Origin of the sequence: Pseudomonas sp. D4002, assembly GCF_013385665.1 — a bacterium.
Lineage (GTDB): Bacteria > Pseudomonadota > Gammaproteobacteria > Pseudomonadales > Pseudomonadaceae > Aquipseudomonas.
The window spans coordinates 1-11,466 of sequence record NZ_JACAPN010000070.1 but is presented as its reverse complement, the minus strand read 5'-3'; the positions used below and the strand labels follow the sequence as shown (position 1 = coordinate 11,466).

The following is an 11,466-nucleotide window of genomic DNA, read 5'->3' as shown; positions in this document are numbered from 1 at the left end:
GCGAGGAGCCGAGTGGTGGGGCAAGAGCGTTTTGCTTACTTTTGCGCTCTTCAAAAGTGAGCCGCTGTAAGAGCGGAACCAATAGCGGCCATAACCGCAGCAACGGATATGCACCCCACACCGCGGAGCTACAAATTCCGGCTATGCCGATAATCACTGACCGCCTCATACACCGCCTTACGCAACCGATTAATCCCCCCAATCGGCCGATGCGCCTCCACCCCAAACCACGGATTAAACGACTGATTATCACAAGCCAGATTCAACGCCGGCGTATCAAAATCCTGCGCCGGAATCACCACCTTGGCCACCGTCTCAAACGGCGCATCACTCTCTTTCCATTCAATGCTGGTGTCCTCGATCGGCATGAACTTCTGCGGATTCTGCCGCTGAATCTGCAACACAAAACACGCCGCCACCCGGTCCGTCGACAGTTGCTGATTCAACGCACTGCGCAAAAAGTTCGGCAGGTCCTGATTCTGTTTGGGCAGCACATACGCAGGACACCCCTGGGGATCCGGCGCCACCCGAAACTTCGCATTCGCCGCCCCGAACTTATACGGCGACACCGAGAAATACGTCGTCTGCGTAGGACTCACCGGCGGCGGCGCCAACGTCGCCAGCGCGATAAACAAATGCCGCACCTGCCAACTGCGCGGATCCACCCCGGGGAAAAACGCCATGACTTTCTTGCCATCGGCCTGAGCCGAAATGTTCTGCGCATACTCCGCCACATCACTGACGAAAAAGTTCGGATGGCTGAACATCACAAAGTCCTGCTCACCCCGCGCCTGCTGATCCGCCAGCAGCTGTTTGCCTGGCACGTCCAGCAACTTGATCGCCATCCCCCGGGCATCCCGGATGCTGTCGAACTGCGGATACGCATTGCCGTTGGACAGTCGCATCATCGCCTGCCAGGTCTTGCCCGGCTCGGCGAACACGCCCTGGCGCAGGGCCGGGTCGAGGTCCGCCAGTACGCTGACCTCGGCCTTCACGCAGCCATGGGCCTTGGCATGCGCATCCCGCAGGTAACGCGTGCCCTCGCGGTGTTGGTCGACGATGCGCACGGCGGTCTGGATGATGCCCTGGGTCATGGCCGCTTCCCCCGGCGGGATCTGTTCATCCGGCGATACCGGGCCGCTGTGCTGCCAGGCAAACCACAGGGTGGACAGCAACCAGCCCAGCAGGCCCAGGCCCACCAGCCACAACAGGGTCTTGCCGAGAAACGCGCCGAGGCGCAGCCAAAGTCGAGCGAGCATTTAAAAATCCTTTTCTGCGAAGTCGGTTGGGTCAGGGCAGTTGCTGTTCCAGCGGGCCGCCCAGCACTTTCAAATATTCCAGCAGCGCCCAGCGTTCCTGGGGCAGCAAGCCTCGGCCAATCACCCCGTTGCCACGCTGCCCGGCACGGAATTCGTGGCCGCTGTTGTGGTTGCCGGTGATGCGCGTATCGAACAGGAACGCGTTGGGGAACGCGGCGGTTTGATAGCCCAGGTGGCGCGGGTCGTATTCGAAGGTGCCTTTATAGAAGGTCGGGCTGCGCTCGTCCTGAGGCGAGAGCAATTGGTAGATCGTCGGCACCGAGCCGTTGTGCAGGAACGGCGGTGTCGCCCACACCCCGGCCAGGGGCCGTGCCTTGTAGGCACGCAATTCGCGTACGCCGATCGGCAGGCCGAAGCCGTCCAGGCGCGGGCGTTCGGCAGGTGTCACACCGGCGGCACGGTAGGCGTGGTCTTCGACAAAGGCGGTGATGTAGGCCAGGCCTTTGGCTGAAGAGAGGCTGCGCAGGTCCAGCGGCTCGGTGGGCGTGGGGTGCAGTTCGACGTTCATTTTCGCCAACTCCGCCGGGTCCCATTGCAGGGCGCTGAGGTCGAAGCGGTGGTCAGCGATATTGTTGGCAGTAGCGGGGTCGGTGCCGATGACTTCCACCGGGAGCATTTTCAACTGGCGCACCGGGCGGCCATCGACCTGGGACACCGCTGGCACGTGGCAGCCGGCGCAGTTTTCCGCGAACAGTGCGCGACCCTGGGCGGCCAGCGGTTTGTCGATGGCGCCGAACAGGTCTTCGGGCCAGGTGGGTGGCTTGAGCCGTTGCAGGGTTTCTTCGATGGTATTCAGGTCGCGAACCCGCACGCTGGAGGCGTAGCGCGCATCGCCCTGGAGCGGCTGGCCGGCGCTGTCGAAGAAGTCCAGGGTGGCGCCGACGCCCAGGGCTTCGCCGATATTGCGGGCCATGGGTTGTTGGGCCGAGCCATTCCATTGCACCCAGTCGAAGGTCCAGATGTCCCACAGTTGCGGGTAGTCCACCGGGGCGTTGGCGATGCGGTAGTTGTCGGGGGAAATGGCGTCGCCGAAGCTGGCGTTGGCGATACGGCCAAAGGCGTCGGTGCGGCCCGGGCCTTCTTCGGTGGGGTAGAGGCCACGGTGGGTGTCGTTCCAGGCAACTTTGAGGAAGTTGTTCAGGGACTTCTTGAAGTCCTGGCGCAGTTGCGCTGCGGTCTGGTCGTCGTAGTCATGGCCCAGCACGGTGCGGGCAAAGCGCTCGAATTTCCACGGGTTGTAGTAGGTCGAGGCCAGGCTGGCGACCAGTGCCTGGCCGAAGCTGCCGCCGCGCAGGGTCGGCACGCTGGACGGCAGCACATGTTGCGCCGGGCCACCGTCGATCCGCAGGCCCTGGCCTTTGAAGTTCAACTGGCCGGTGTGGCAGGCGGCGCAGGTGATGTCGAGAAACTCATCATTGCTGCCAGTATTTTTATGCCGGGCGAAACCCACCGGCAGGTTGCCGGGGTTTTGTGCAGTCGGCACTTGCCTGGGATCTACCAGGAAACCGAAGCGCGCCAGGTACTCGGGCGTGGCGAAACGCTGTTCGGAGAACGGCAGTTCCAGTGCGGTAAACCAGGCATAACGCAGGCCCTTGACCTGGGTGCCCTGGGGCGTGAAATAGTAGGTCTGGCGATCTGCGGCGCTCCATTGATCCTGGTAGTGCACCTGTTCCACCGGCACGTAGACCGGCAGCTTCGGGTTGACCACGTAATAGAGCACCACCGCCAGGACCAGGCCCAGCAGTATGAAAATCATCAGCAAAACACGGGAAAAAATGCGCAAGATAACTATCCTTGTCGAGTTGTAGCGTTCTTATGCCATCAGGCCAGCAGTGCGGCAAGTGGCCATGAGTCTCGTTCCAGCGCTGCTGCCGTCCGTTGCAGGGCCCTGGATTGAATGAAAATGCTTTTAAACACGTGAACTTATCAGAAGTTTCCTGCTCACATGCCGGTAGCCATTGGTCGTGGCCGCCTGATAAGCTCGCGACTTTACTCGAATGCCCTTTTGGCACACGAACAAGGAAATAGCATGAAACAGCATCGGTTGGCGGCGGCGGTGGCCCTGGTTAGCCTGGTACTTGCGGGTTGTGATTCGCAAACCAGCGTAGAGCTGAAAACCCCGGCGCAAAAAGCTTCCTACGGTATCGGCCTGAACATGGGCAAAAGCCTTGCTCAAGAAGGTATGGATGACCTGGACTCCAAAGCGGTAGCCCAAGGCATCGAAGATGCCGTCGGCAAGAAAGAACAGAAGCTGAAAGACGACGAGCTGGTCGAAGCCTTCGCCGCACTGCAAAAACGTGCTGAAGAGCGTATGGCCAAGATGAGCGAAGAGTCGGCAACCGCCGGCAAGAAATTCCTCGAAGAAAACGCCAAGAAAGACGGCGTTGTCACCACCGCTTCCGGTCTGCAATACAAGATCGTGAAGAAAGCGGACGGTGCTCAACCCAAGCCTACCGACGTAGTGACTGTTCACTACACCGGCAAGCTCACCAACGGCACCACCTTTGACAGCTCCGTGGATCGCGGCAGCCCGATTGACCTGCCGGTCAGCGGCGTGATTCCAGGTTGGGTCGAAGGCCTGCAACTGATGCACGTTGGCGAGAAGGTCGAGTTGTACATCCCGTCCGACCTGGCCTACGGTGCCCAGAGCCCGAGCCCGGCGATTCCAGCCAACTCCGTGCTGGTATTCGACCTGGAACTGCTGGCCATCAAGGACCCGTCCAAGGCAGACGCTCCTGACGCACCGGCGGCTCCTGCTGCCAAGAAGTAATCAGCGCCTGAACACACAACGCCCCGTCTCGACGGGGCGTTGTTGTTTCTGGCCTGTGCGATCGTTCCCACGCTCTGCGATCGTCCCCACGCTCTGCGATCGTTCCCACGCTCTGCGTGGGAATGCATCCCGTGACGCTCTGCGTCACCATTGCGCATAGCTCAAGCCTAGCGCTAACAGCAAGCGCGGAGCGCCACAGGCGGCATCCCCACGCAGAGCGTGGGAACGATCAGTTGAATCCAGGGCAAATTCAACCGAACCCATGCGGGCTAGAGCAGTCTGATAAAAGACCCGAGTACGGGTAGACGCAGATTATCTCCAAGTCAATGAATTCTTGGGTTTTTTTTATGTGCGCAAAAAACGCCCGATCTGACTGTAGGCCTTGTATTACGTGGCTTTCAGCCTGGAAAATAGGCTCTGTTCACAAGGTTATCCACAATTTGTGTGGATAACCTTTTCTGTCGCCTGGAACTGGAGTGACGATGAAAGCCCCGTTTAATTTCACCCGCTTCCTGCCCATGGCTGCTCGCCTGCTTGGCCGTGGGCGCTTGCCGACGTTGCTGTTCGCGGTCGCCGCCAAAGGCTCGAGCCAGGGCAACCGGCTGGGCAAGCTCAAGGACGACCTCAAGCTGCTCCAGGCCTTGTGCCTGGCCTACTGGCGCGGCGAGTACCGGGCCATCAGCCCCAAGGCGCTGATTTCGGTAGTGGCAGGGTTGATGTACTTCCTGAGCCCGATTGACGCGATCCCGGACTTTATCCCGGTGTTCGGCATGCTCGACGACATTGCTGTGCTGGCGTGGGTCATGAAGACCCTCGACGGCGAACTGAGCGCCTTTCGCGCCTGGCGCGAGCGTCAGCTCCCCGAGAAACTTGCGGTGGTTGAGCGCCTTCCTGCGACGCCTCAGCTGCTTACGCAGGAACACCTGAAAAAAAACTGAACCTTGGGAATATCCCCCTGCGCTCTTTGTGGCTGTTAGGATTACACTCCTAAGGAAAGTACTTACGAAGTAAGTGTTGTGATCCTACGGGGCAGTCATGGATATTCAGATAATTACAAAGGATGGCGAGCCCGAATATGCGGTTCTGCCATGGGCTCAGTATCAGGCGCTGTTAAAAGCTGCCGGTCAGCAACAGCCAACGCCTCCCGCTTCGACCATTAGCCAAGCCACTGCCGAACCGGATCTGCGCCCCCTGGAGCAGCTGCGAAGCCTGCGCGAGGCCAAGGGCCTGGCCATCGAGGTTCTGGCGCGCACGGTGGGCATCAGCCCGTCTTACCTGGGCCTGATCGAAAGCGGTGAGCGCCAGCCGGACGCAGCCATCCGCCGCAGCCTGGCCTGGGAACTTGGCGTTGCAGGTTGGAGGGACGAAACGTGAGCGTACGCATCAGCCGTCAACATTGGGATGGGTTACTCAACGAGCTGGACCAGGCGCGCCGACAGCGCCACCTCTTGACCTACCGCGCCTTGCTGGAGCGCCTGCAATTTCCCACGCCGGCCATGCAGACCCTGACGGCTGCGCTGGAGCACCTGGCGGCGCTGGATGCCAAGGCCGACCAACCACTGCGCAGTTCCCTGGTGATCAGCCAGGGCGCCAGTCGCCTGCCACGTACCGGTTTCTTTGAATGCGTGGAGCGTCTCGGGCGCTTCTGCGGGCCGTCCGATGGCGTGGCCGCGGCGTCGTGGCACGCATCCGAAGTGGTGCGAGTATTTGAATACGATTATCCCGAGTCAGCGGAGGCGTAGTGTTCTGGAAGCTCAAGGCGTATGCCAGTTACTGGCTGGCGCGCAAGTTGTTTCATTGGTCCTGGTTCGTGCGACAGCCGCGTGGCTGGCAGTGGCTTGAAGGCCAGTTCGCGCGCATGGCCAATCTGGGCGACGTAGGAGCACAGAGTTTCTACGGACATATCCTGACGTTTCGTGGCAAGGGCCTTGGCGCCCGTGAAGAAGGCGTGCGACTGTTGCGGCTGGCGGCCCTGGCCGGCGACGGCAAGGCGGCCTACCAGATTGGGGTGTTGAGCCTTGCGGGCAGCCTTGGCAAGGCGCCTGATCCGCTGGAGGCGGCACGCTGGTGGAAAATCGCCGCCCGAGCCGGGCACCCGTTGGCGCAGATGCGCCTGGAGCAACTCTGATCTAGAGCGGCTGCGGTTCTGCCTGGCCCAGCTCCAGGCTGTCAATCACATGAATGCTGTAGCCCGCCACGTTCTTCGCGTGGTGCTTGGCTTGCGAGGCCAGTTCCGCCAACTGGCTGGCATCGAGTTGTCCACAGGCCTGTGGATACAAATGCACCACGCCGATGGACAGCGACAGCAGCGCAAACTCCTGGCGCACGCCCTGGCGGTTCAGTGCAACGAAACAGCCCGCGTCCAGATGCTCGCTGCGATAGAAGCGCCGGCACTGGGTGTGGAAGTCGTCCAGCAACTGGTTCAGCCGCTTGCGCCAATCCTGCGGCCCCAGCACCAGCAAAAAGTCATCACCGCCGATATGCCCGACGAAGTCGCGGCTGGGGTCTACCCGGTCGTTCAGGCATTGCGCCAGGCACAGCAGCACTTCATCGCCCCGGCCATAGCCGTAGATATCGTTGAATGGCTTGAAACTGTCGATATCGACGTAGCAGATCACAGACTCGCGTTGTTGCTGCAACAGCCGCGTCAGGCACTGCTGGATGGGGACGTTGCCCGGCAGCAAGGTCAGCGGGTTGGCATAGCGTGCCTGCTGGATTTTCAGCTCGGTAATCAGCTTGAGCACATCGATCACCCGGCCCAGCCCCAGATAATCGCCGTTGAGGGTGATGATGAAATCTTCCTCGATCCGCTGGCGTGCGCGACTGGTGAGCAGGCGGCTGACCTGCTGCAAGGACTGGCTCAGTTCCACCGCGAGAAAGTCATCACTCATCAAGCGGCTGATGGGCTTGCGGGCGAACAGATCGGTGGCGAACGGCTTGAGCAGCGCATCTGACAGCGAGTGCCGGTGCACGATGCCAATCGGGTGGCCACGCTCATCCAGCACCGCCAGGGAATTGAGGTTGGCCTGGCGCCGAAAGGCTTCCAGGACCTGCGCCGTGGCAGTGTGCTGGCCCACGGCCGGTTGTTCGTTGAGCAGGGCGCTGAGGTCGCTGCCTTCGTCGTTCAGCGCGACGTTGGCGTTGTCGGGCTTGGGCAGCATCAACCGCGCTTCCTGCGGCGGGTGTTCCTGGGGGCGGCAGAGCAGGTAGCCCTGCACCAGGTCGACGCCCATCTCGGTGAGCACCGCCAACTCTTCCGGCAACTCGATGCCTTCGGCGATGACCTGGGCCCGGGAGGCCTTGGCGATTTGCAGGATGGAGCCGACAAACTCGCGCTTGAGGGCGTCCTGGTGGATGCCGTCGATAAAGTGTCGATCGATCTTCACGTAGTCCGGGCGCAGCTCCGACCACAGCCGCAGGCTGGAATAACCGGCACCCAGGTCATCCAGGGCAATCGAAAAGCCCATGGCGCGGTAGTGGTGCAGCGCGGTTTGCAGCAGTTGAAAATCGTCGGTCGGGGTTTGCTCGGTCAGTTCGATCACCACCTGGCTGGGCGGGATGCCGAAGTCGCTGAGCAGTTGCAGGGTACGGCCGGGCTGGTGGGCGGTCTCCAGCAGGGATTCGGGTGAGACGTTGAGAAACAGCTTGCCCGGCAGTTTCTGCTCGCTGAACCGCCGGCAGGCACTTTCCCGGCAGACCATCTCCAGCTCACTGAGACGCCCGGCGTGACGGGCCACGGAGAACAGTGCGACAGGGGAGTGCAACGGGCTGTTGGACGGGCCGCGACTGAGGGCTTCATAACCGATGACGCGTCGTTCAGACAGGGAAATGATGGGTTGGAACAGGCTGTGCAAACTGCCTTGAGCCAGGATTGAGCCCAATGCATTCAGCTGTTCGGTCATGGTCATGATTTTCTCGGGTCGAAAAAAAAGGACCTGCTTTGGCAGGTCCTTCATTTCACGACAGAATGATGTCTATTTGATGACACTCCGAGGAGCGTTCACATTAAATCGCCATCATTTACTGCTTGGCCACCGTCTTGCTGATTTTCAAGTAGTCCAGCAGGATGCGCCCGGTCTCGCTCAGGTAGGCATCATCTTCCGGCTTGGTTTTATCAGGCTCGGCGGCGATCGCGTCTTCGTCTTCTTTCTTCAGTTCCTTGAGCGGGGCTTCGCCTTTGGCCTTGCGGCGGGCGTTCTCCAGCACCAGTTGCTGATTCTCGATGTCGGTGTGCTGCGCACGACGGTCGGCTTCGTTCAGGCTGACGGTTTTCTCTTCCATCAACTTCTTGGCCAGGGCCAGTTTGTCGCGGATGAAGATGAACTCGGCATCCTTGGCGGAGCGGGCTTCGTGATCAGCTTTCAACTCTGCGATGTACGGTTTGAACGGGTCTACCGCAGGCTTGATCGCAGGACGGATAGTGTCCCACGGCATCGCCTCGGGCAGGGCGCTCTCGCCGATTTCCTTGGTGTCGATGATCGACGGGAAATCGACGTCCGGCAGTACGCCCTGATGCTGGGTGCTCTGCCCGGAAACCCGGTAGAACTTGGCCAGGGTCAGTTTCAGCTCGCCATGGTTCAGCGGCTGGATGGTCTGCACGGTGCCTTTGCCGAAGGTCTGGCCGCCGATGATCAGCGCACGGTGGTAGTCCTGCATCGCGCCGGCAAAAATCTCCGAGGCGGATGCCGAGAGGCGGTTGACCAGCAACGCCATCGGCCCTTTGTAGAAGGCACCCGGGTTCTCGTCTTCCAGCACGTCGACACGGCCGTCAGCGTTACGCACCAGCACGGTCGGACCCTTGTCGATAAACAGGCTGGTCAGCTCGGTGGCTTCCTGCAGGGAACCGCCGCCGTTGTTGCGCAGGTCGATGACCACGCCGTCGACTTTTTCCTTCTGCAATTCTGTGAGGATTTTCTTAACGTCGCGGGTGGTGCTCTTGTAGTCCGGATCACCGGCGCGGAACGCTTTGAAGTCCAGGTAGAACGCCGGGATCACCACCACGCCGAGCTTGTAGTCCTTGCCATCCTGCTTGAGGTTGAGGACTTGCTTCTGGACGGCCTGGTCTTCGAGTTTCACCGCTTCACGGGTGATGGACACGATCTTGCTGGTCTGGTCGTTCGGTGCGTTGGTGTGCGGAATCACTTCCAGGCGCACCACGCTGCCTTTCGGCCCGCGGATCAGCTTGACCACTTCATCCAGGCGCCAGCCGACCACGTCGACCATCTCTTTGTCGGCCTGGGCCACACCGATGATCTTGTCGGCCGGGGCAACCTGCTTGGTCTTGTCGGCCGGACCTGCCGGCACCAGACGCACGATCTTCACCTGGTCGTTATCGCTTTGCAGGACGGCACCGATGCCTTCCAGCGACAGACTCATGTTGATATCGAAATTTTCCGCGTTATCTGGCGACAGATAATTGGTGTGCGGGTCGTAGGACATTGCGAAGGTGTTGATGTAGGCCTGGAAGATATCTTCGGCACGGGTCTGATCCAGACGTGCCAGCTGATTCTTGTAGCGCTTGGTCAACAGTTCCTGGATGGCCTTCGGCTCTTTGCCGGCGATCTTCAAGCGCAGGACTTCATCCTTGACGCGCTTGCGCCACAGGTCGTCCAGCTCGGCTTCGGTGGTCAGCCAAGGAGCGTCCTTGCGGTCAACCAGCAAGGTCTCTTTCTTGGTGAAGTCGAACTTGTCGACACCTTTGTCCAGCTCACCAATGGCGAAGTCCAGACGCGCTTTGACGCGGTCCAGGTAGCGCTTGTAGATGGTGAAGCCGGGCTGCAGGTCACCGCTCTTGAGGAAGTCGTCGAACTGCGTCTTCCACTTGTCGAACTCGGTGATGTCGCTGGCCAGGAAATAGCTGCGCGAGGGATCCAACAGCTTGAGGTAGCTGTCGTAAATGATCACCGAACGAGCGTCGTCCAACGGCGGCTTGCTGTAATGGTGGCGCTTGAGCAACTCGACGACGTTAAGGCTGGCAATCACCTCATCGCGATCAGGCTGAAGGTTGTCCCAGCTGTTGGCTGCGAACGTATTGCTCGACAGCGGCAAAAGGCCGATACCGATAAAAAGAGCGAGGGCGGTGCTGGGGAACAAATGCTTCATGCTGATTCGACGCGGGGGCAATTGATAACGCATATTAGGCCGTCTTTGAAGTCGCCGGTTCCATATGGGCCGGTCGCATAATGCAAAAAGCCCGACGCTACAGCAACGGGCTCAGTCCAGACTCACTATGGAGGCACTGTGAAAGCATTGCAAGGCGTTGAAGGTCATGTGGAGTGGCAAGAAGAGCCAAGTCCTACATGCGATGTAGGCCAAGTACGCATTCGCGTGGCGGCTGCGGGCCTGAATCGCGCCGATTTATTACAGCGTTCGGGGCTTTATCCGCCACCTCCCGGTGCTAGCCAGGTGCTGGGCCTGGAGTGTTCCGGGGTGATCAGCGAAGTCGGCGCCGGTTCGTCGTGGCAAGTGGGGGATCGGGTTTGCGCCTTGCTGGCTGGCGGCGGGATGGCTGAAGAAGTGGTGGTGGATGCGCGGCATGTGCTGCCGGTGCCGGAGGGCGTATCCCTGGTGGAAGCGGCCGGGTTGCCCGAGGTGTACAGCACCGCGTGGCTGAATCTGTTCCAGTTGGCGGGCCTCAAGCCCGGTGAGAAGGTGTTGTTGCATGCCGGCGCCAGTGGGGTGGGCTCGGCGGCGATTCAGTTGTGCAAGGCGTTTGGCAGCCCGTGCTGGGTCAGCGTGGGGTCGGCGGATCGCCTTGCGTACTGTGAAGCGCTGGGGGCTCAGGGGGGTGTGGTACGTACTGACGGCATCGAGGGCTTGAGGGATTTTGGACCGTTCGATGTGATTCTTGACCCGGTGGGGGGGAATTACGCGGCGCTGAATCTCAAGCTGGTGGCGCGTGATGGGCGCTGGGTGTTGATTGGGTTGATGGGGGGGCGTGAGGCGCAGATCGATCTGGCGCAGGTGTTGGCCAAGCGTGTGCAGGTGTTGGGGTCGACGTTGCGCAGTCGGGATGATCAGTTCAAGGCTGACTTGTTCAGTGACTTGAGCCAGCATGTTTGGCCGTTGTTTGCCGAGGGGCGCTTGAGTCCGCAACTGGCCAGGACGTTTCCGATCAAGGATGCCGAGGCTGCGTTTGCGGAGCTGGCGACTAATCGGATTTCAGGGAAGCTGGTGTTGGTGATTGACGAGAGTCTGACCTGATTTCAGATGCGACATTTGTGTTGGGGGGAGTTGGGCTGGGTGTATATCCGTTATTTTCGTAACGGCGACTATTGGTTCCGCTCTTACAGCGGCTCACTTTTGAAGAGCGCAAAAGTAAGCAAAACGCTCTTGCCCCACCACTCGGCACCTCGCTTAGGCTCGGTGTGCCCTCAC

Annotated in this window: 10 protein-coding genes; 6 read left to right on the top strand and 4 right to left on the bottom strand. The window is 60.4% G+C overall.

The features are described from left to right. Window positions 1-128 precede the first annotated feature (128 nt). Window positions 129-1,259, bottom strand: a complete 1,131-nt coding sequence (locus tag HX824_RS32260; protein WP_003211127.1) for a catalase family protein — start codon at window positions 1,257-1,259, stop codon at window positions 129-131. Window positions 1,260-1,290: 31 nt separating this feature from the next. Further along, window positions 1,291-3,102, bottom strand: coding sequence for a di-heme-cytochrome C peroxidase (locus HX824_RS32255; protein WP_177049483.1), 1,812 nt, complete (start codon window positions 3,100-3,102; stop codon window positions 1,291-1,293). Window positions 3,103-3,348: 246 nt separating this feature from the next. Between HX824_RS32255 and HX824_RS32250 the strand changes: the two genes are divergently transcribed. The 5 genes from HX824_RS32250 (at window position 3,349) to HX824_RS32230 (ending at window position 6,217) form a co-directional block, all read left to right on the top strand. Further along, window positions 3,349-4,089 (top strand): FKBP-type peptidyl-prolyl cis-trans isomerase, encoded by a 741-nt coding sequence (locus HX824_RS32250; RefSeq protein ID WP_003211122.1) that lies wholly within the window; start codon window positions 3,349-3,351, stop codon window positions 4,087-4,089. 482 nt (window positions 4,090-4,571) lie between these two features. Then, window positions 4,572-5,027, top strand: a complete 456-nt coding sequence (locus HX824_RS32245; RefSeq protein ID WP_003211120.1) for a YkvA family protein — start codon at window positions 4,572-4,574, stop codon at window positions 5,025-5,027. Between the two features lie 97 nt (window positions 5,028-5,124). After that, complete coding sequence (locus tag HX824_RS32240; RefSeq protein ID WP_003211117.1) at window positions 5,125-5,463, top strand: helix-turn-helix transcriptional regulator; 339 nt, start codon at window positions 5,125-5,127, stop codon at window positions 5,461-5,463. Continuing rightward, window positions 5,460-5,831, top strand: coding sequence for a hypothetical protein (locus tag HX824_RS32235; protein WP_003211116.1), 372 nt, complete (start codon window positions 5,460-5,462; stop codon window positions 5,829-5,831). The genes HX824_RS32240 and HX824_RS32235 overlap by 4 nt, the downstream gene beginning before the upstream one ends. Continuing rightward, a complete protein-coding gene (locus HX824_RS32230) occupies window positions 5,831-6,217 on the top strand; it encodes a sel1 repeat family protein (RefSeq protein WP_003211114.1) in 387 nt (128 codons plus the stop codon). The genes HX824_RS32235 and HX824_RS32230 overlap by 1 nt, the downstream gene beginning before the upstream one ends. A gap of 1 nt (window position 6,218) precedes the next feature. Here HX824_RS32230 and HX824_RS32225 read toward each other — a convergent pair whose 3' ends face one another. Both HX824_RS32225 and HX824_RS32220 read right to left on the bottom strand, forming a co-directional pair. Then, entirely contained in the window at window positions 6,219-7,997 is a 1,779-nt protein-coding gene (locus HX824_RS32225) for a bifunctional diguanylate cyclase/phosphodiesterase (RefSeq protein WP_023659268.1), read from the bottom strand. A gap of 112 nt (window positions 7,998-8,109) precedes the next feature. After that, complete coding sequence (locus HX824_RS32220) at window positions 8,110-10,191, bottom strand: carboxy terminal-processing peptidase (protein ID WP_023659269.1); 2,082 nt, start codon at window positions 10,189-10,191, stop codon at window positions 8,110-8,112. Window positions 10,192-10,329: 138 nt separating this feature from the next. Between HX824_RS32220 and HX824_RS32215 the strand changes: the two genes are divergently transcribed. Then, a complete protein-coding gene (locus HX824_RS32215; protein ID WP_087694978.1) occupies window positions 10,330-11,292 on the top strand; it encodes a zinc-binding dehydrogenase in 963 nt (320 codons plus the stop codon). Window positions 11,293-11,466: the final 174 nt, after the last annotated feature.